Annotated in this window: 16 protein-coding genes and 1 pseudogene; 6 read left to right on the top strand and 11 right to left on the bottom strand. The window is 63.6% G+C overall.

The genetic code is table 11. The features are described 5' to 3' along the window. Positions 1–13: 13 nt before the first annotated feature. Complete coding sequence (uvrB, locus tag NKI95_RS00345; RefSeq protein ID WP_352713104.1) at positions 14–3,322, bottom strand: excinuclease ABC subunit UvrB; 3,309 nt, start codon at positions 3,320–3,322, stop codon at positions 14–16. 113 nt (positions 3,323–3,435) lie between these two features. Beyond that, the gene (locus NKI95_RS00340) at positions 3,436–4,683 is read right to left on the bottom strand and encodes a hypothetical protein (RefSeq protein WP_352713101.1); all 1,248 of its coding nucleotides are present in this window, start codon (positions 4,681–4,683) and stop codon (positions 3,436–3,438) included. 143 nt (positions 4,684–4,826) lie between these two features. On the opposite strand from NKI95_RS00340, the gene NKI95_RS00335 reads away from it, so the two are divergent. Together NKI95_RS00335 and NKI95_RS00330 are read left to right on the top strand one after the other, a co-directional pair. Beyond that, positions 4,827–5,867, top strand: a complete 1,041-nt coding sequence (locus tag NKI95_RS00335) for a CapA family protein (RefSeq protein ID WP_352714557.1) — start codon at positions 4,827–4,829, stop codon at positions 5,865–5,867. Between the two features lie 72 nt (positions 5,868–5,939). Then, positions 5,940–6,911: a hypothetical protein gene (locus NKI95_RS00330; RefSeq protein ID WP_352713099.1), complete on the top strand. Its 972-nt coding sequence runs from the start codon at positions 5,940–5,942 to the stop codon at positions 6,909–6,911. Positions 6,912–6,924: 13 nt separating this feature from the next. Here NKI95_RS00330 and NKI95_RS00325 read toward each other — a convergent pair whose 3' ends face one another. Further along, positions 6,925–7,419, bottom strand: coding sequence for a YegJ family protein (locus NKI95_RS00325; RefSeq protein WP_352713096.1), 495 nt, complete (start codon positions 7,417–7,419; stop codon positions 6,925–6,927). 185 nt (positions 7,420–7,604) lie between these two features. Here NKI95_RS00325 and NKI95_RS00320 point away from each other — a divergent pair, with 185 nt between their 5' ends. Continuing rightward, entirely contained in the window at positions 7,605–9,227 is a 1,623-nt protein-coding gene (locus NKI95_RS00320) for an FAD-binding oxidoreductase (RefSeq protein WP_352713094.1), read from the top strand. 7 nt (positions 9,228–9,234) lie between these two features. On the opposite strand, the gene NKI95_RS00315 is transcribed toward NKI95_RS00320, so the two are convergent. The 3 genes from NKI95_RS00315 to NKI95_RS00305 form a co-directional block, all read right to left on the bottom strand. Beyond that, positions 9,235–9,750 (bottom strand): hypothetical protein, encoded by a 516-nt coding sequence (locus NKI95_RS00315; RefSeq protein ID WP_352713092.1) that lies wholly within the window; start codon positions 9,748–9,750, stop codon positions 9,235–9,237. Positions 9,751–9,908: 158 nt separating this feature from the next. Then, positions 9,909–11,039, bottom strand: coding sequence for a hypothetical protein (locus NKI95_RS00310; protein ID WP_352713090.1), 1,131 nt, complete (start codon positions 11,037–11,039; stop codon positions 9,909–9,911). 6 nt (positions 11,040–11,045) lie between these two features. Continuing rightward, a complete protein-coding gene (locus NKI95_RS00305) occupies positions 11,046–11,480 on the bottom strand; it encodes a DUF4383 domain-containing protein (RefSeq protein ID WP_352713087.1) in 435 nt (144 codons plus the stop codon). 743 nt (positions 11,481–12,223) lie between these two features. Here NKI95_RS00305 and NKI95_RS00300 point away from each other — a divergent pair. Next, complete coding sequence (locus tag NKI95_RS00300; RefSeq protein WP_352713084.1) at positions 12,224–13,162, top strand: diacylglycerol/lipid kinase family protein; 939 nt, start codon at positions 12,224–12,226, stop codon at positions 13,160–13,162. 98 nt (positions 13,163–13,260) lie between these two features. Here NKI95_RS00300 and NKI95_RS00295 read toward each other — a convergent pair whose 3' ends face one another. From NKI95_RS00295 to NKI95_RS00280, 4 genes are all read right to left on the bottom strand, one after another. After that, complete coding sequence (locus tag NKI95_RS00295; protein WP_352713081.1) at positions 13,261–14,472, bottom strand: mandelate racemase/muconate lactonizing enzyme family protein; 1,212 nt, start codon at positions 14,470–14,472, stop codon at positions 13,261–13,263. Then, a complete protein-coding gene (locus NKI95_RS00290; RefSeq protein ID WP_352713078.1) occupies positions 14,469–16,085 on the bottom strand; it encodes a GMC family oxidoreductase in 1,617 nt (538 codons plus the stop codon). Before NKI95_RS00290 ends, NKI95_RS00295 begins: the two co-directional genes overlap by 4 nt. A 232-nt stretch (positions 16,086–16,317) precedes the next feature. Continuing rightward, complete coding sequence (locus NKI95_RS00285; RefSeq protein WP_352713076.1) at positions 16,318–16,794, bottom strand: GNAT family N-acetyltransferase; 477 nt, start codon at positions 16,792–16,794, stop codon at positions 16,318–16,320. 115 nt (positions 16,795–16,909) lie between these two features. After that, positions 16,910–17,701: an alpha/beta fold hydrolase gene (locus NKI95_RS00280; RefSeq protein WP_352713074.1), complete on the bottom strand. Its 792-nt coding sequence runs from the start codon at positions 17,699–17,701 to the stop codon at positions 16,910–16,912. A gap of 106 nt (positions 17,702–17,807) precedes the next feature. Here NKI95_RS00280 and NKI95_RS00275 point away from each other — a divergent pair. Then, positions 17,808–18,735, top strand: a pseudogene (locus NKI95_RS00275) (LysR family transcriptional regulator). Between the two features lie 328 nt (positions 18,736–19,063). Here NKI95_RS00275 and NKI95_RS00270 read toward each other — a convergent pair. Continuing rightward, a complete protein-coding gene (locus tag NKI95_RS00270) occupies positions 19,064–19,471 on the bottom strand; it encodes a hypothetical protein (protein ID WP_352713072.1) in 408 nt (135 codons plus the stop codon). Here NKI95_RS00270 and NKI95_RS00265 point away from each other — a divergent pair. After that, positions 19,454–20,641: a LuxR C-terminal-related transcriptional regulator gene (locus NKI95_RS00265; RefSeq protein WP_352713070.1), complete on the top strand. Its 1,188-nt coding sequence runs from the start codon at positions 19,454–19,456 to the stop codon at positions 20,639–20,641. The genes NKI95_RS00270 and NKI95_RS00265 overlap by 18 nt on opposite strands. Positions 20,642–20,677: the final 36 nt, after the last annotated feature.

Below are 20,677 nucleotides of genomic sequence, written 5' to 3'. Positions count from 1 at the left end.
CGCCACGGTAGAATTACCGTCCCGGCCGACCAGTCTTGCCGGGTCGGCGCTTTTCGCGGCGAGCATCGGCCGGATCTTCGTAAGAGCCGATGCCGGCACGCTGGCGGACAATGGGTTTGGCCGAATCATCGCGTTCCTTCGCGCCTCCCGCTGTCCTGCCCTCTTTGCCACCATTTGACATCTCCCCCGCGAGGGGGGAGATCGGCTGTGGCTTGGCCGGCACTTTTCCCTCGACCGGCTTCTCGGTCCGCCGCACCGTCATCTCGTCGAGCGAGTTTTTCTTGAACAGCGGTTTGATCGGCTCGCCGGGGATGCCGAAATCGGAGCCGTGCGCCTCTTCGGCCGACTGTTTCTTGAACAGCGAACGGGACACCGCCCCGGCCGGCGTCGGCATGTCGGTGCCCGGGCCCATGGCGTCGAGCGAAGGTTTTGCGAATAGCGGCTTCTTGACCGGCACGGCGCCGTCGGCGCCCATCTCGTCGAGCGCGGGCTTGCGGAAGAGGTTGGGCCGGGCAGCCTTGGCCGCTTCTTCGGTGGCACGTGCCTCGTCGAGCTTGCGGAAACGCTCCTGTTCCTCTGACGTACGATGTTTGGCCACGCCCTTGTTGTGCTTGCCCTTTTCGCGGCCCGAAACCGGGCTTTCCATGTCGGCATATTTGGCCAGCGGGTCGTCGGAGATGGACAACTCCATCTCGCGCAGCCGTTTGATCTCGTCGCGGATGCGGGCCGCCTTCTCGAAATCGAGGTTGGCGGCGGCGTCGCGCATCTGCTTGTCCAGGGCGTCGAGATGCGCCTTCAGATTGTTGCCCATCATGGCGCCGGCGCTGTCGGTGAACTGCGAAATGTCGGCGCGGACATGATCTTTTTCGTAGACCGAGTCCAGGATGTCCGAAATGCGGGACTTGACCGATTCCGGGGTGATGCCGTTGGCCGCGTTCCACTCCATCTGCTTTTCGCGACGGCGGTTGGTCTCGGCCATCGCCCGCTCCATCGAGCCGGTGATCTGGTCGGCATAGAGGATGACCTTGCCGTCGACGTTTCTGGCGGCGCGACCGATGGTCTGGATCAGCGATGTCTCGGAGCGCAGGAAACCTTCCTTGTCGGCATCGAGAATGGCGACGAAGCCGCATTCGGGAATGTCGAGGCCTTCGCGCAACAGGTTGATACCGACCAGCACGTCGAAGGCGCCGAGGCGCAGGTCGCGCAGGATCTCGATACGCTCCAGCGTGTCGATGTCGGAGTGCATGTAGCGCACGCGAATGCCCTGCTCGTGCAGATATTCGGTCAGGTCCTCGGCCATGCGCTTGGTGAGCACAGTGACCAGCGTGCGGTAGCCGGCCCTCGAGGTCTCGCGGATTTCGCCCACGACATCGTCGACCTGCGTCTTGGCCGGGCGCACTTCGACCGGCGGGTCGATCAGGCCGGTCGGGCGGATGACCTGTTCGGCGAAAACGCCGCCGGATTGCTCCATCTCCCAACCGCCGGGCGTTGCCGAAACCGCGACGGAAAGCGGGCGCATGGCGTCCCACTCCTCGAAGCGCAGCGGCCGGTTGTCCATGCAGGACGGCAGGCGGAAACCATACTCGGCCAGCGTCGCCTTGCGGCGAAAGTCGCCGCGATACATGCCGCCGATCTGCGGTATGGTGACATGGCTTTCGTCGACAAAGACCAGCGCATTGTCGGGGATGTATTCGAACAAGGTCGGTGGCGGATCGCCCGGCTGGCGGCCGGTCAGATAGCGCGAGTAATTCTCGATGCCGGCGCAGGAACCGGTCGCCTCAAGCATCTCCAGATCGAAGCGGGTGCGCTGCTCCAGCCGCTGCGCTTCCAGCAACCGACTGGCCCGTTCGAGTTCGACCAGCCTGTGCTTGAGCTCTTCCTTGATCGACTTGATGGCTTGATTCAAGGTCGGGCGCGGCGTGACATAGTGCGAATTGGCATAGATCTTGACGCCCTTCAGCTCGCCGGTCTTCTGGCCGGTCAGCGGATCGAATTCGGTGATCGCCTCGATCTCGTCGCCGAACAGCGAGATGCGCCAGGCGCGGTCCTCGAGGTGGGCCGGGAAGATCTCGATCGTGTCGCCGCGCACCCTGAACGAGCCGCGGACGAAATTGATGTCCTGGCGCTTGTATTGCTGGGCGACGAGGTCGGCGAGCAGCGCGCGCTGGTCGAGCCGGTCGCCGATCTGCATCTGGAAGGTCATCGCCGTATAGGTCTCGACCGAGCCGATACCATAGATGCAGGACACCGAGGCGACGATGATGACGTCGTCGCGCTCGAGCAGCGAGCGCGTCGCCGAATGGCGCATGCGGTCGATCTGCTCGTTGATCGAGGATTCCTTCTCGATGTAGGTGTCGGTCCGCGGCACATAGGCCTCAGGCTGGTAGTAGTCGTAGTAGCTGACGAAATACTCGACGGCGTTTTCCGGGAAGAACTTCTTGAACTCGGAATAGAGCTGCGCGGCAAGCGTCTTGTTGGGCGCCAGGATCAGAGCGGGGCGCTGCGTCTCTTCGATCACCTTGGCCATGGTGAAGGTCTTGCCCGAGCCGGTGACGCCGAGCAGAACCTGCGTGCGGTCGTTGCTGTTGACGCCCTCGACGAGATCCTTGATCGCCGTCGGCTGGTCGCCGGCCGGCTCGAAATCCGAGACCATCCTGATGGCGATGCCGCCTTCGGATTTCTCCGGCCGGGCAGGGCGGTGCGGCGTCCACAGCACGCCGTCCTTGTGCAGCGGATTGCCGGATTCGATCAGTGCCGACAGTGCCGCGACCGTGGCGGTGACGCCGCCCGAGGCCATGGTCTCGGCCTCTTCCAGGGAGACATCGAGGCCGGCGACAGGGTTGAGACCGGCCGCAGTGCGCTCCCGCGCCGAGGCCGCACCGCCCATCGAGGTGCCGCGTGCCGTACGGCCGGGGGAAGAGGAGCGTTCCGGGATTTTCTTCGCCGGCTTGGCGCCTTCCCTCCCCCTCGAGGGGAGGGTGGCGGCGGAGCCGCCGGGTGGGGTCGGTGCGTCCGGGCTCGGCGACCCTTGATGCCGAGCGCTTCCTTTGCCGACCCCCTCTGTCGCCTTCGGTGACATCTCCCCCTCGAGGGGGGAGATTTGGCGCCCTTCCTTCTCGGCTTCCTGCTCGATCTGTTCGGCCCAGTCGGCGATCGAGCCGGTCAGCGGCGCGCCGGTGAACTCGGCCTGCGGCGCCTCGGCAAAGCCGTGCAGGGGCTCCGATGCGTCGAGGAAATCGGTCAGCGGACTGCGCCGCTTGGGCGGCGAAGCGCGATCGTCATTCGCCGGCGGCGGCGTTTTCTTGTCGGGGAGTCTGGCCATGGCCCGAATATGGGAGGTATCGGCCAAAATGGAAAGAGCCGAGTGGCGGGTGGCGCGAGGCGCAATTTGGCTGCTGACAGCAGGCTGTCAGGAGCACCATCCGAGTTTCCCCCTCAATTAAACCACAGCGCGAACGTCAGAAACCCGGCGCCGCCGAACTGGCGCTGGATCTGATTGAACTCCTCGCTGGTGAGAATCTTGCCGCGCTCGAGATAGGGCGCGATGGCCGGGCCGGTGATCGACAGCACCAGGTCGAAGGGCTTCGGCTCGTCGAAGAAGCGCTTCATGTTGATGCCTTTGTCGGCGATGCGGAAATGCGGCAGAAAGGTGCGTCCCTCCAGCAGATCCTCGGCCATAGCCAGGGCGGCGAGCCAGGCCTGTACCTGCTGCTCGCCGACTTCCAGACCGGTCAGCGGGCTGGCGCCTTTCTGCTGCGGCCCGGGCAGCCATTCGCGGTCATTGTCGGTTTCGGCGCGGATGGCTTTCCAGTCCTCGCGCGACAGCCGGATCATTTCCATGAGATGGCGGCGTGCCGCTTGCCGGCGCTCCGGCTCGACCACTTGCCAGTTGATGAGATGGACCAGCGAGATGAAATCGGCGATGCGCCATTCGGACGACAGAATGCCGCCGCTCATGCCGCCGTCCGGCGGAACGAGCGTGTCCTGCAGCGGCAGTTTGGCGCGCGGGAACAGCATATGGAACGAACCGTCGAAGGTGTTGCTGAAGTCATGCGCCAGCCAGAAATCGGCCTGCGCCATCAGAAATTCGGCATAGCCCTGCAGCCAATAGCCGTCGGCGCGGTCGAAGCGGAAGGCGAGGGCGGCATCGGCCGGCGCGCCGCCCGTGCCCGACAGAGAGGCCATGATCGCCGCAGCGCTTTCGTCCGGCGCGATCGTGCCGTCCTCGTTGAGGTCGATGCCGAGGCGGGTGAGGTCGATGACCATACCGATGTCCGTGTCGGCGGGTACCGAACCCAGCGTGGCTGCGGATTTCTCCAGCCGGTCGCGGAAGGCAACGAGAATGGCGCGGAATTGTTCGTAGCTCAGCGGCTCGGGATCAGGGTTGTCCGGCACCGGCAACCGCATCAGCGGCAGCATGAAGGATTGCGGGCTTTCGAAACCGTGGCGGTGCAGCCCGCCGGCCAGGATCTCCAGCGCGGTGAAGAATTCGCCGGCGCCGGCGGCGTAGGTCGCTGCCGGATCGCCGGGCGCGGCGGCTTCCAGGGCGGCAAGAGCGCTGTCGCGTTCGGCTACGGTTTTCGCCTCAAACAGGGCCGCCGCTTCGGGAGCCGCGGCGCTGGGTGAAGCCAGCGGGAGGAGAAGAATGATGGCGCACGCCACCAGCCTGGAAAAACGCTTCATCGTGATCGCCCCTTTTGTCGCTCCGCAGTGGATCATACACGCATTTGGTTCGCGCGCCTGTAGCCCTGTGGTTCACCGATAACAGTCTGCGCTTCAATCAATCCGGCTGGCGGTCTACACAAGGCAAACCATTGGGCCGTCGCGTGTCGAACTATCCGCTTTCCTACAAACTGTCGTGGCTGCCACGCTTCCTCCGGCCTTCGCTCGATGGCGACGCGCGCGGCTTTGCTCCGGCGGCCGCAGCCCTGCTCGAACCGCTGCCGGCGCGGACGGTGCGGCTGGCTTTCGTTGGCGATATCTCGGCGGTGGCCAATCGCCGCGCGCCGGACTGCGATCCGGCGATTGCGGCACTGCTTGCCTCGGCCGATCTGGTGGTCGGCAATTGCGAAAGCCCGGTGGTGAAACGGCCGAGCGCTGTTTTGGGCACCAGGCTTGGCACGCGCCACGCGATGAGCGAGCGGTTCCTTGCCGAGGCGCTGGCCGCCGCCGGCATTTCGCGTGAAAAACTGGTGCTGTCGCTGGCCAACAACCATGTGCTCGACCAGGCTACTGCCGGCTTCGATGAGACGGTCGCCGCCCTGGAGCGGCTCGGCATCCGCACGATCGGCACTGCGGTTCCGGTCGAGCGGTTTGCAGTCGGGGCGCTGACAATCGGCCTTGCCGCCTTTACCTTGTGGCGCAATGTCGGCGCGGCTCAGTTTGCGGGCCGAGTCTCGATGCAAGGCGATCCGACGCAATGGCCGCGCGACGCCGCTTCGGGTGTCGACCTCCTCTGCGCAGTGCCACATTGGGATTGGGAATTCCGGCATTTTCCACGTGCGAAGACGCGGGCACTGGCGCGGCTTCTGGCCGAACATGGCGTCGGCCTGGTCGCCGGACATCATGCGCATGTCGTGCAGCCGATCGAGCGGACCGGCAAGACGCTCGTTGCCTATGGGCTCGGCGATTTCTTCGGTACCGCATTTTCGAGCCAGCCATGGCCCGGCCGCATCGGCGCCATTCTCGTCGTCGACATCAGCGACGATCCCGGCACGCGCGGGGCCATCGCCGCCTACCGGCTGCATGCCTTCATGCGGCTGCGCGCCGGCGATCACGAGCGCCTGGTCCCGGTCGAAGCGCTGGCGGGAAAATCGAGGCAAAGGGTTCTGGCCCGCCTCGATGCGATCTTCGGTGCCGGGCGCTGACGGCTGCGCTGACGCGGTCCACCAAACCGGCTATCATGCTCAACGCGGGCAGGCTTGTGGCGGCGGTGGGTGATGGAAACTGCGGATTTCATGCCGAGCGAAGCGGTGATCGCCGGCCTCAGGAAGAACATCGAGGCCTATGAGGCCGAAAGAGCTTCGGCCCATCGCCGGACGCGCTGGCGGGTGCCGCTGTTCATCGGGCTGGTGCTGGTGTTCGTGGTGTTTGTGGCCTGGCTCTTCAACGGGGTTGCCGACCCGAGCGAGCAGTGGTTCTCGACCCCGCATGTGTTCCTCTATATCGGCGGATTCCTGGCGGCGATCCTGCTCTATTTCCGGGCGATCAAGCCAGCGAGCAAATTGCAGCAGTCGTTTCGCAGCACGCTGTTGCCGATCATCTTCGGCTTCATCGAGGACATGCAGTATCGGCACAGCGTCAAGCCGAATTCGTTCGACCGGCTGCCGCGCGAGACGGTTGGCCCATTCAACCGACAGTCTTTCGACGATGCTTTTTCCGGCCGCTATGAAGGGTTTCCGTTCGAGCTGTACGAAGCAGAGCTCCGGGAAGGGACGGGCAAGAGCACGACGGCAGTGTTCAAGGGCGTCATCGTCGCCTTCGAGACGATCGTGCCGTTCCCCGGCACATTGGTCGCCGCGCGCCGGACCAACAAAGCCGTCGGCTTCTTCCGCGGCATCTTCGGCAGCAAGATGCAGGAATTGTCCAGCGGCGTGCCGGAGCTCGATGCCGCCTACGAGTTCCGCACCGACAACATCGAGGCGGCGCGGCCGCTGGTGACCGGCCGGCTGGCGCAGGCGCTGCAATGGCTCGGCGAGACCCGGCCGAACGATCCGGCACGCGTGGCGCTCAGCGGCAGTGACGGCTTCCTGCTGCTGCCGCAGGAAAGGAATTTCTTCGAGCTGCCGGATATCCCCACGCGCCTCGACTACACCAAGCATGTCGCGCCGATGATCGCCGACATGGGCGCGATGCTGGCGACAGCGGCGCTGGTGCGCAAGATCGGGGCGAGGGACGAGGAGGCGGGTTAGTCCGGCTGGGCGGTCAGCAATCGAAGCCGCGTTCGCTTCGCATGTAGTCGACTTCTTCCTTCGACATCGACCTGAACATCACACAAACGGTGAAACTGCCAACCTGGTGACCGTTTCTGGTGTATCCCCAGTCGGAAATATCGTCCCGGTTGAATTCGATATACTGGCCAGCCACGACGTTGTGGACACTATGTGGCTCATTCGCCAATATCCCCACGAATCCGGTTTCGTTCCGCTGGAACGGGATGACCCAGAAGTGTTCGGTCACATTTCCGTCCTTGATCATCACCTTCAGTTTGAATGTGTCCGTTCCAGGTGGCGGTGTCTGGGATAATGCTAGGAATTCATCCAGGCCGGCACGTGCCTGTGCAGTCGCCGCCGCCATATCTGGATCGTCAGGCGCGACTGCGACGACGCTGTCGTCGCCCTGACTGGAGTCCTGAGCCTCGGCGGATATCGGAGCAAGCGCTAGCATCAGGGACAGTATCGCGCGGGACACGTGCTTCATGGAATGGGCGCCCTTACAATGGTCAGCATCATCATGGATCCGTTCGTTTTTTCAATCATAGCGCGAAAAATACCTTCATTGCAACCATAAGAAAATGCTCCTGAACTGCCGCTGTAGTTCTGCTACGCACTCCGGCTATGGTTTTTGCCGGAAGCTCGCGCTATCTCTGAGGCAGCGAGGGGTTCATGATCGGAGAACGCAAGGGGTTTCGCCTGTCGCGGCGGCTGCTGCTGGGTGCGGCGGTGGTGGGCGGCGCGATGCTGTGGGGCGGCACGACCGTGGCGCGGCTGGCGCGCGGTCCGTCCGGGCAGAAGAATTCCGGGCGCATTGCCGACATTGACGGGATCGACCTGGCTCAGAAGCCGCTGGAGGGCCTGCCAGCCTACGATACGTCGCTGCCATGGCTGACCAAGGGCGGCGACATCAACGATGCCAGCGGCCTGTCGATGACGCCAGTCTACGGCGTCATCGAAGTCAGCGAGGAAGACCACATTGCGAGCGCGTTGGCCTTTGCCCGCACCAATGGCCTGAAGGTCTCGATCGCGGCGGTGCGCCATTCGATGGGCGGCCACGCTTTCGACGACAACGCACTGGTCCTCGACATGCGCAAATTCAACCGGGTCAACGTCGATGCGGCGGCGAAGACGATGACCTTGCAGCCGGGCGCGCGCTGGCACGACATCCAGAACCTTTTGCACCCGCGCTTTGCGGTGAAGGCTATGCAGTCGACCGACATCTTTTCGGTCGGCGGCTCGCTGTCGGTCAACGCGCATGGCATGGACCACCAGGCCGGCTCCGTTGCCGGCTCGATCCGTTCGATGCGGGTGATGCTGGCGGACGGTTCGGTGACAACCTGCTCACCGGCCGAAAAGACCGAGCTGTTCCGCCACGTCGTCGGCGGCTACGGCCTGTTCGGCGTGGTGCTGGAGGCGACGCTCGACATCGTCGACAACGCCGTCTACCGGACCTCGCGCGAGATCATCAAATCGGACGACTTTCCAAAGTTCTTCGCCGAGGTGCTGGAGCCAAACAGGGCGATCGGTCTGTTTTATGGGCATCTGTCGACTGCGCCGGGCAATTTCCTCGAGGATATGATCGTCTACCGCTATGACAAGGTGGCCGACCAGCCGCCGGCCGACCAGCCGGCAATCGGCGAACCGGGTTCGGTCGGGCTCAAGCGGGTGATCATCAACCTGGCGAAATGGGGCAGCCTGTTCCAGGAGCTGAAATGGTTCACCGAAAAGACACTGGAGCCGCAATTCGAGAGCTGCACGGTGGCGCGGACGACGGCAATGGCCGAGGGCGAGGCCTGCCTCGTCACGCGCAACAATCCGATGCACGATTCAGTGCCGTATCTGTTCAACGATCTGCTCGATGAGACCGACATCCTGCACGAGTATTTCATCCCGCGGGCGGCCTATAGCCCGTTCATCGCGGAAGCGCGCGAGATCCTGCGCAACCAGAGCCTGCCGGTGCTCAACGCGTCGGTGCGCATCGTCCACAAGGAGGATGTGGCGCTGAATTATGCGCCGGAGCCGGCCTATTCGCTGGTGCTCTACATCAATCAGCCGACAGACGCCGACGGCAATGCCAGGATGCGGGCGCTGACAAGGGCGCTGATCGACGTGACGATCAAGCATGGCGGGCGTTTTTTCCTGCCCTACCAGCTTCATTATACGGGCAAGGAACTGCTTGCCTCCTATCCGGAACTGCCGTCCTTCCTGGCGAAGAAGCGGCAATACGATCCGGACGAGCTGTTTTCGTCGACGTTTTATCGCGCCGTCAAGGCACTGATCGGCACGGCCTGAGCGGCGGCTACAGACCGTCAGGCAGCTTCGCCGCCAGCCAGTTCGCCGAACGCCTAGCGATGCCGATCGTTGCCGCTGCGGCGCGGCCGAGATCGGTCTTGACCACGGCGTAGCCGGTCTTCGTGCGGTAGAGCACGGCGCGGCCGCCATCGACCGCCGCTTCATAGGCGACCGGCCTGACGGCTTCCGTTTCCGTCGCCGTGGCCTGCGTTCCGACGGCAGCACTGGGCCGATGGCTCAGCTCCGGTGGCAGCGGGTCTGTCGCTGCCGTACTGGCCGTCGTCAATTCGGGCTCCGAAGTGGTCGCCACGAGCTGCGATGACGAAGACGAGTTCTGTGTCCGGCAGATGCCCGAGACCAGCGGATAATCGAAATTGCGCTCGTGCAGCATCTGGCTTTTCATCGCCGCTTCGCATTCGGCGATGGTCGACCATTTGGCGGGCGTCTCGCCGATATATTCGCAAAGCCTGGCGTCGCAATCGCAGCCGACGATGGTCATGGCGACAAGGGCGGTCTTGATCACGGTCTTGTCCCTCCGAGTTGCCTGGCGATGTGCGCAAGACAAAGTGCTACGGCATCATCAATCGTTGCGGAACAAGGCGGGATTTGGCCGCGATTGTGGAATGAGCGTGGCGGAGCATCACGCAACGTCTTGCCGAGGCCGGCTGTGACCGAAAGGCCTCAGTAATCGTAGACGTGCTCGAGCCTGGCGCCCGCCGTCATCAGCGCCGGCAGCACGAGGTGCAGTTTGCGCACGGCGACGGTCAGGCCGGTGCGGCGCGTCGAAGGTTCCGCCGGAAGCGGGTAGCTGAACAAGGTGCGTGCGCCTTCGGGAACATTGATCTCGTCATTGGAAAGCATGGTGACCATGATCTCGTCATTGCCGCCGATCTCGACGAAGGAGACGCCCTTGTCGATCAGGCGCGGGATCATGTCGGTGAACACCTGATAGCGCCTGGTGACGAAGACCGTGCCGTCGGCGCCGAGATCGCGCTCCAGCAAGGTGTCGGGCTCGTTGCGCGTCACCTCGCTGACCGGACCCTTGGCCCAGACGTGAATGTCGAGCAAGGCCGGGTCGGTGGTGGCGGCGAGCGCCGACTTGATCAGATCGGCGTAGCCCTGCTTGATGGTGTCGGCGAGGCCGAAGGCGAGCTTGCGTTCGCTGGTGCGGACGGCGCTGTCGTCCGCCGCCGGCTGGACGGCAAACAGGCCGGCACGCTTTTCGGCATAGGGAAACTGGTACCACGGCACCTGGTCGAGAAAACCGGCATAGTCCGCCACCACCTTGGCCTGGTAGATGTCGACCGCGGTGCGCTTGCCGGCTGTCGCTTCGGTGACGCGGCCGACCGTATTTTCATAGGCCCACTGGATAGCGTGCTCGATCGTGTGGCTGGTGCCGATGACCACCAGCATCTGGTGGTTGTCGAGGTTGAACTTGTAGGTGGAGCTGGCGCGGATGACCATCGCATAGTCCTGCCAGAAGCGGCCGATATAGGAGAGATAGGGAAAACCGCTCGGCTGGTTCTTGTCGACGAAGCCGGCATATTCGCGGGCGGCGTAGACGATGGCCCATTCTGGATAGGTGAGAAAGGTCGATTCCTCCGGCCGCTGGTAGCCGGGGATCTCGGCACGGACCTTGTCGGCCAGCGCCTTCGGCGGGGCACCCTCAGTGACGCCCGGCAATGGTGTTGTGTCCAGCGACGGCGTCGTGAGAAAGCCGTAGGCCAGCCCGGCGATCGGGATCAACACGACAATGACGACGAGCCAGAGGATCGCCTTGATGATGCGCTTCAGCCAGCGGAACAGGAACATGGCCGGTCAGGCCGTAGCGAAATGGTCGTACACACGTTTCGACAGCCAGAACCCGACATAGACGGCGAAGCCGCCGATGACGATGTGCGGCAGGTTGGCGAAGAAGCGGGCCGGGAATTCGATGTCGTTCAAGGAGCGGAAGCCGTTGATGAAAATGCCGCCGTCGAGGCAGCCGGAACCGGTGACCAGGCCGAGCACGCTGTCTAACAGATAGACCGAGCCGAACAGCTTGAAATAGAACACCGCCTGGCGGTGCGAGATGAAGGCGGCCGCCAGCGCCCAGACGCCGGAGAAGGCGTGCAGCAAATCGTCATACCATTGCAGCGAGAACAGGCCGAACAGATTGCCGCCGGCATCGTTGAAGGCCGGCACATAGCCGATCGCAACAACACCGAAGAACAGGAAAGCATAGGCAACAGCAAGCTTCTGGATGAGCGTCATGAAATGTCCCCCTGCCGTTAGCCCTTTTAAACGGTCCCCGACGGCAAATGGATAGTAGCTGATTTTGGCGCAGCGTGAAGCGTCGCCGGCAAAATCGTCAGGCGGGGCCACAAAGACAGTCGGCGCCGGGATTTCTCCCAGCGCCTCCCTGTCAGATCAGGACACGGTCGCGGCAGCAACTCCCGAAAGATGTCGCGCCATTCCGGCCTTGATTTTGACGGTCCTGCCAGTCGCCACCCGAGGGCAGCGTCCGTTCCGGACCACGCCGGTCTCCGCTCTTGCGAGCTTTGCCCAGCGCGCCATCGAAGGTTTTTGCCGTCCTTCATGGCAGCATCGGTCCGCCGTTGGCGTTCGCACGCTTTCCGCGGCCCCGTAGGTCTCGGCTTCCATCCCTCCAACAAGCAAGCCTGTTCTCGTTCAGGGCCGTACGGGCCTCAGGAAATCCGCCGTTCCGCTTTGCCTTTCGGCGTGGCGATCGGTAGCCGCCTGAGATGGGTTTAACGTACGCCGGATAAGCGTTTGGCGAAACCGCCGCGAGCCTGTGGATAGCGGGATTATCGGGGACTGAACCCAGCGATGGAGCGAATTCTGATCTTCGTCGCCGGCCGCCTACCGGCAGCCGGGATTTGCCGTCGATGCCGAAACCGCATTGTCGGACATTCGATCTTGCCCCGCGGGCCGGCGCAGGCTTCAATGCCGGCAAATGATTGGAAGGCGTGTTCGATGGCCTTGGGGAGGCAGGCTTGAAGGTCGCGGTGATTCTCAATCCGATCGCCGGCGGCGGCAGGCTCAAGCGGCGTTGGCCCGAGGTTGCGGCTTCGCTGAAAAGACATTTCGGCGATTTCGAGCTGCGTGAAACGCAGGCCGAGGGCGATGCCGAACGGCTGGCGCTCGACCTTGCCGCCATCGGCTTCGAGCTGGTGATCGCGGCAGGCGGCGACGGCACCGCCAGCGAAGTCGCCGACGGCCTGCTGAAGGCTTTCCGGGAAAGCGGCCGGACGGCCGAACTTGGGCTGCTGCCTTGCGGCACCGGCATCGACTTCGCCCGCGGGCTCGGCCTGTCGAACGATGTCGACCTGACACTGAAGCGGATTGCCGAGACCAAGGGGCGCAAGGTCGATGCCGGCTGCATCAGCTATGTCGACGACCATGGCGCGCTGGCCAGCCGCCATTTCATCAACATCGCCAGTCTTGGGCTTTCCGGCGCCACGGACCGTGCCGTCAACGCCGACAAGCGCAAGGGCAAGGTTTCGGCCAAGGCACTGTTCTACTGGCGCACGGTCTGGGAGTTCCTCCGTTACCGGTTCCAGGACGTTGCGATCACCATCGACGACGGTGCCCCGGTCGAGGCGCGCATGGCACTGGTGGCGGTGGCCAACGGCAAATTCTTCGGCGGCGGCATGATGATCGCGCCCGACGCCGAGCTTAACGACGGCGAGTTCGACATCGTCATCCTGCGCGCCGCCGGCAAGCTGAAGCTGATCTGGGACATCCGCCTGCTCTATGGCGGGCGGCACCGCAACCATCCGGCGATCACCATCCTGCGCGGCAAGAAAGTGGTTGTCGAGCCGCTCGGCGATGTGCAAAAGAACGCCGCGCTGATCGACATAGACGGCGAATCGCCCGGTCGCATACCCGCGACCTTCGAAATCCTGCCCGGCGCATTGACGCTGAGATATTGAATCAAGCCGTTGAGGGATCGATTCAAGTTCTTTCGGAGGTGATTGCGATCCCACGTCCAACACGTTGAAATCGTGTGACATTGTCGCCCGCTCGACAATCACGGCATCAACGGCGTCTGCATCATCTGCAAATGCAGGTCCTTGCCGGTCCAGGGATGCGCCTCGCAGACGGCTTCGTCGAGCTCGACGCCGAGGCCTGGCTCCTTCGACGGGATGACGTTGCCGTCCTGCCATTCGATTTTCTTCTTGAGCAGCTTCTCGTGAAAACCGCCCCACTGCTTCAGCGATTCCAGAATGAGGAAGTTGGGCAGCGTCACCGCGAGCTGGATGTTGGCGGCGCCGACGATCGGTCCGCAATAGCAATGCGGCGCGACCTGGATGTGATAGGCCTCGGCCATGGCGGCGATCTTCTTGGTTTCGAGAATGCCGCCGGAGCGGCCAAGGTCGGGCTGAAGAATGGTCGCCGCACGGTTCTCGATGACCCGGGCAAATTCAAATTTCGTGGTCAGTCTTTCCCCTGTTGCGATGGGGATCGAAGTGCCCCGCGCCACTTGAGCCATGACCTCAGGCATGTCGGGCGGCACTGGCTCCTCGAACCACAGCGGATCATAGGGTTCGATGGCGCGGGCGAGGCGCAGCGCACCCGAAGCGGTGAACTGGCCGTGCGTGCCGAACAGGATGTCGGCTCTGGTGCCGACCGCCTCGCGGATCGCCTTGACCATGCGAGCGGAGAGGTCGATGTCGACGAGGCGCGGCTGGTGGCCGTCGAAGGCGGTGTAGGGGCCGGCCGGGTCGAGCTTGACCGCGTTGAAACCCTGCTCGACATATTCGAGCGCGCAGGCTGCAGCCAGATCGGGATCGTTGTAGACGTTCTTGCCGCGCGCATCCTCCGAGTGGACGCTGCCGCTGTGCGGGTAGAGGTAGGTATAGGAACGCAGCGTTTCGTGCACCTGGCCGCCAAGCAGCTTGTAGACCGGTTTGCCGGCCTCCTTGCCGATGATGTCCCAGCAGGCGATTTCGAGCGCCGAGAAACAGCCCATGCCCGACACGTCTGGGCGCTGGGTGAAGCCGGATGAATAGGCGCGGCGGAAGAAATTCTCGATGTCGTGTGGATCGCGGCCGATCAGATAGCGCTCGGCCATGTCCTCGACCATCTTCGCCGTGACATGAGCCGAGAAAGTGGCGTTGTAGGCTTCGCCATAGCCGACGACGCCGCCATCGGTGGTGAGCTTGACGAAGATGAAATACTTGCCGCCGATGCCGGGCGGCGGATTGCCGACCACCCAGGTCTTGACGTCGGTGATTTTCATTTTTGATCCTCCAGAACCAGTTCGGCGCCCTTCCATCCGGTCATGATCGCGGCGGCGTTGGTGTTGCCGGTGATATTGTCAGGAAAGATCGAGGCATCGATGACGCGCAGGGATTCGAGGCCGTGCACCTTCAGGCGCGGATCGACGACGGCGCGCGCCGCGTCTGGCCCCATGCGGCAGGTCGAGACCGGGTGATAGACGGTGCCCGAGCGCTTCCTGAAATCCTGGATCAAATCAGAGTCGGAGGTGATCGACGGACCCGGCAAAACCTCCTCCTCGATGATCTCGGCCATCGCCGGCATTGAGGCGATCTTCCTGACGAATTTCACCGCCGCCAGCATTTCAGCGACATCTGCCTCGGTCGAAAAGGCGTTGGCGACGATTCTGGGATAATCGCGCGGATTGGCGGAGCGGATCATGATTTCGCCGCGGCTCGACGGACGGCAATTTGAGAGGCCGATGGAAAAGCCCGGCCATGGGTCGGGCGTCAGGATCGGCCGTTCGCCACTCTTCGGAATGACCGTCGAAAACGCCTGGAAATAGAGCTGCATGTTGGGCCGTGCCGTGGCCGGATCGGTGCGGAAGAAGCCGCCGGCATTGTTCATCGACAGCGACAGCGGGCCTGAGCGCAAAAACACGTACTGCATGCCGACCAGCAGCTTGCCCCACCACGGGCGCAGGATCTGGTTGAGCGTCGGGAGCCTGCCCTTGAAGGTGTAATTGATGCCGACGTGGTCCTGCAGGTTTGCCCCGACATTTTTGTTGGCATGCACGACCGGAATGCCGAGCGCACCAAGCAGCGCCGACGGGCCGACACCGGAAAGCTGCAGCAGTTGCGGCGAATTGACCGAACCGCCCGACAGGATGACCTCGCGGCCGGCGCGGGCGGTTTTCATGGCGCCATTCTGGAGATACTCAACGCCGGCGGCGCGCTTGCCTTCGAACAGGATTTTTGTTGCCAGCGCGTTGATCTCGACGCGGACGTTTTTGCGCTTCATCGCCGGGCGCAGGAAGGCGCGCGCCGCCGACATGCGGCGGCCGTTCCTGGTGGTGATCTGGTAGACGCCGACGCCTTCCTGCGAGGCGCCGTTGAAGTCCGGGTTGATCGGCAGGCCGGCCTGGTTGGCGGCGGCGAAATAGCGCTTGGTGAGCGGATGGACGGAAGTCGAGCAGTCGGTGACATGCAGCGGCCCGCCGACGCCGCGCCATTGGTCGGCGCCGGCCTGATTGTCCTCCAGCGCCTTGAACGCGGGCAGCAGGTCGTCGAAACCCCAGCCCGGGTTGCCGGCCGCTGCCCAAGCGTCGAAATCCTCACGCGCGCCCCTGATCCAGACCATGGCATTGATCGAGCTCGAGCCGCCGAGCAGCTTGCCGCGCGGCCAGTGGTCGGCATTGCCGGCCAGGCCGGGATCCGGCTCGGCCTTGTAGTTCCAGTTGACCGCCGGGTCGAAGAAGGTCTTGCCATAGCCGAGCGGCATCTGGACGTAGAAGCGGCGGTCGCTGCCGCCGGCCTCGAGCACCAGCACCGAGAAGCGGCCGGAAGCCGACAGCCTTTCGGCCAGGACCGAGCCGGCCGAGCCGGAGCCGACGATGATGAAGTCATAGGTTTGCATGGTGGATAAAGATGGCCCTAATTTTCGCTCAGCCTAGACGCCGCAGACCGCCGCCGTCATCGGAGCATCCGGCATCGCTTGTGAAAAAAGCGACCGGGACCCGACCTGAAGCGGTTCTGCCATCGACAAGCAGGCAGACCCATCACTGCTTGAAATCATAGCGCATGATCGGGCGAGCCGGCGTCCTGCGAGCGACGACCCTGAACCCGGCGCGCGCGAAGGTGGAGGCATATCAGCTGCCGGAAGCGCTCGGCGATACGTCGGCGTCGAAAGGATAGGCTTCGAGTGCCGGAGCATTTGCGCGCCTTGCGACTTCCAGGGCCTCTGCAATCAGCTGGGATGTTACGCCCCGCCGGCGGTATTGTTTTCGCACGTAGAGGCAGGACAGGGACCAGACCGGCCTGTCATCCACGCGCTCGAGCTGCCACAGCCGATCGAGCCAGGGCAGGGCATCCCGCGGCGTCACCTGGCACCAGCCGACGGCCATATCGCCGTCGAAAGCAAGCAAACCCGGAGGCGGACCATGCTGGACGGCTTGCCGGAACGCTGCCTTGTTTTCTTCGCCGGGCCGCTTTCGATAAGAACGACCGATCCGCCCGTACATACACCAACAACGACTGCAGACGGCGCTGTCACCGAACAGGTCCTTCAGCGCGGGCCACAGATCGGGCGTTAATGGGCGAAAGCCAAGTTCCATATCAGCCGTCATTCGCTATCGATGTTGTCCAGTCTAGCCTGCACTGCGCGCTGGCGCATCATAGGTTGCGGTCCATGCGGGTGATATTCGAAACGGGGGTTCGCTCAGCATCCCGTCGTGCTCCGGCTCAGCGCAGAAAACCGAGTACGGCCTGCATGAATTCGGCAGGGTACTCGACGTTCGACAAGCGGACCGCGGGCAGGACAACCAGTTTCGCGCCGGGCACCGTCGCCGCGATCAGCTCGCTATGGCTGGCGGCTGTCACCGTGTCGTGCCGGCCGGCGATCACCAGCGTTGGCCTGGAAATCAGCGTTACGGTTCGGCGAAGGTCCGCATCGCGAACCGCCGCGAACAGGCCAGCCAAGCCTTGCCGGTCGATGGCCAGCAGCATGGCGCGAAATTCTTCGATGACGGGCTCGTTGGCCGCCAGCATACGCGCAGGAAACCAGTTGCCCAGGAACATCTCGGCGGTTTCCGACATGTCCGGCGCCTGCAGCACGGCGGTAATCCGCTCGTCAAACTGCTTTGCCGGTCCGAGGTAGGACGAGGTGTTGCTCAGGATCAAGCGCTCGATCCGCTCGGGCGCGTGGATGCCGAGCCACTGCCCGACGAAGCCGCCCAACGACAGACCGAGGAAGTGTACGCGTTCAATGCCCAGGGCATCGAGCAACTCGATCACGTCGCGGCCAAGCCGATCGAGCGAATAAGCGCCGGCCGGAACGCTTGACCCTCCGTGGCCGCGAAAATCGTAGCGCAGAACACGGAAATGCTTCGACAGCTCGTCGATCTGCATGTCCCACATCCGCAGTGTGGTGGCGATGGAATTCGACAGCATCAGCACAGGCTTGCCGGCCTCGCCGTCGATGCGGTAGGCGATGCGTGTGCCATCGCCGACGGTCACGAAATCCAGCTCATTCATGGTGAATACACCTTCCTTTTTGAAGCGTTGAATGTGGCAAAGCCTAGCTGCGGCGCGCTTTTGATGATATTACAAAGATAGGACTATCTCTGTAATAGAAGCTGACATGGCCGAATTCACCCTGCACCGACCTGCAATGCTTCGATGCCGTGGTCCGCTCCGGCGGCTTTCAACCTGCGGCGGCAATGCTGCATCGCTCGCACCCGGCTGTGTTCGCCGCCGTGGCAAAGCTGGAGCGGCAACTCGACCTCGTTCTTTTGGATCGCGGCGGCTATCGCGTGCGCCCCACCGAGGCAGGGCTGTCGTTCCATCGCAGGGCACAATCGCTGCTGCGCGAGCTCGAGGGCTTGCGGCTTCATGCTGCTCAGCTGTCAATGGGCGAAGAAACCGAGATCCATGTGGTGATCGGCGACCTGTGCCCGCGCCCGCAGGCACTGGGCATGCTCGGACGGTTCTTCGCCCAGTGTCCGGGCACACGCCTGCATCTGCACTTCGAGGCGGTGGGCGGCCCGTGGGAGCGCCTCTTCGATGACGAAGCTGATTTGATCCTGCACTGGATCGACAAGAGCGATCCGCGGGTGGAATGGATCGATCTGTGCAAGGTGCCCTTCGTTCCGGTAGTGGCGTCGGGCTTTCTGCCGGAGCGCATCAAGCACCCAATCACGCCGGATCAGATGCACGCGTTCACCCAATGTGTCATGCGCGACACGGCCCGCCATTCACCACAAAAAGACTACTTCATGGTCGAAGGTGCGCCTCAATGCATGGTGGCCGATCAGGGCATGAAGAAGGAAATCATCCTGCAGGGCCTCGGATGGGGCCACATGCCCCGCTTCCTGATCGAGGAAGAGCTGCGCGACGGACGCCTGCAATCCATTGCCGGTCGCCATCTGCCAGGCCGTACCGAGGAGTTGGTGGTGGCGCGCCGACGCGACCGGCCGCACGGGCCGATCTCGAACCGTCTGTGGGATCATATCGAGCAAGAGGCGCCGACGTTGGGGGCGGTTCCGGTAGAGGGCGAAATGACACCCTAAGCGGCCATGACACGTTTCACACGACAGGGATTTTAGCCGGTTTCGCCACACAACAGTCGCTGGACAAACACCTTGCAGACGGCAGAGGTGCGACCCTTCCCGCTCCTCGGCGGCGGACCCGATGAACGGCTCGATTGAGCCCGAAACGAACTTCTGCCACATCGGTAACCTGCCGCCACCTCCTCAGCAAGATATGTGCTATTCTGAGGATATGCCCGCGCCCTCCGACCGATCACCCGACAAGTCGCCGGAAGACGGTGCAGTTGCATCGGATCCGTATGCGGAGCTAGCCAATCGCGGAGATTGGTCCAGGCTTCACCGCGAACTGTCAGACAGAGACCGCCGCAGTGAACTTGGCGGCGCCGAGCTCCAGCGCCTCGGGGAAGCCGCCTACATGCTTGGGCGCGAGGAGGAATTCGTTCGGGACTACGAGAGGGCCTTCGAAGAGCATCTCCGGAACGGACGCGAACGATCCGCAGCGCGTTGCGGCTTCTGGATCGGGCTCACCCTGATGTTTCGCGGCGAATTCGCCCAAGGCAGCGGATGGCTGACCCGCGCCAACCGGCTGGTCGCGGATCATGCGCCGGAATGTGCGGAACAAGGTTACCTTCAGCTCCCAATGGTCGAACAATGCCTCGCCGCCGACAGTCCGGACGAAGCATTCGCGCACGCAACACGTGCCGCGGAGATCGGACAGCGCTGCGAAGATCCGGACCTCTTGGCTATCGCGCGCCACCTTCAGGGCCGGATATTGATCCTGCGCGGCGACTATGTGCGCGGCTTCGAACTGCTGGACGAGGCGATGGTTTCGGTCACCTCGGGCCGGCTCTCGCCGATCGTTACCGGGCTGGTCTACTGCAGCGTGATCGAGATCTGTCAGAAATTTCATGCCACGAGCCGGGCGAGGGAATGGACATCGGCGCTGATCGGATGGTGCGCGGGACAGCCCGACATCGTTGCCTTCACCGGCCGATGCCTGATCCACCGGGCCGAAATCCTGATCCTCGACGGCCACTGGGACGAGGCCGGCCGCGAGGCCAGTGTCGCCAGCATCCGCCTTCAGCAGGGGCCCTCGAAGCACCACGCCGGTCCGGCATTCTACCAGAAGGGCGAGGTCTTTCGCCTCCGCGGCCAATGGGACGAGGCCGATGCCGCCTATCGCGCAGCGAGCAGGCTCGGGTTCGATCCGCAGCCGGGGCTGGCGCTTATGCGATTGCAGCAGGGGCACGAGCAGCCGGCCCTTTCGGCGATCCGCCGCGCACTGCAGTCGGTCGACGACATGCCGGGCAAACTCCGCCTCTTGCCGGCTGCGGTGGAAATCACTCTCGCTGTCGGTTCGGCCGATGACGCCTGGGAACTGTGCGAAACACTGCGCGACTGCGCGCGCCAATATTCCGCGGATGCAGTCCGCGCCGCAGCCGCCGAGGCTACCGCGCGGGTGCTAATCCATGCTGGTCGAGCCGCGGAGGCATTGGCCCATATCCGGCGCGCAGTGGAGATCCTCTGGGACCTTCGGGCGCCCTATCATCTTGCCCGGATGCGGGTGCTGACAGCGCGGGCCTGTCTCGCAACCGGCGATACTGAAGCGGCGCAGACCGAACTGGACGAAGCGATAAGACTTTTCCGCGAGCTCGGCGCGCGCGCCGACGAAGCCGTTGCCGGCAAGCTGCGGGCTACCATGACGGCGACAGGCAGCGAAGCTCTCACCCCCAGACAGACGCAGGTTCTGCGCCTGATCGCGTCAGGCCTGACCAACCCGGAAATTGCCGGCGAGCTCGGTTTGAGCCAGCGGACGGTAGACCGTCACGTTAGCGATATCCTGACGCGGCTGAACGTGCGCACGCGCGCGGCAGCCACGGCCTTTGCGGTCGAGCACGGCCTGATCGGCATGGGCGTATCTGGGTAATCCTACCCAAGCCAAAATTTCTCGCTGCGTGGGTAT

Source organism: Mesorhizobium sp. M0306 (assembly GCF_040321655.1).
In the GTDB taxonomy this organism is placed as follows: domain Bacteria; phylum Pseudomonadota; class Alphaproteobacteria; order Rhizobiales; family Rhizobiaceae; genus Mesorhizobium.
Note: the sequence above shows the minus strand (reverse complement) of the source record. Positions and strands in the feature narration are given on the sequence as shown.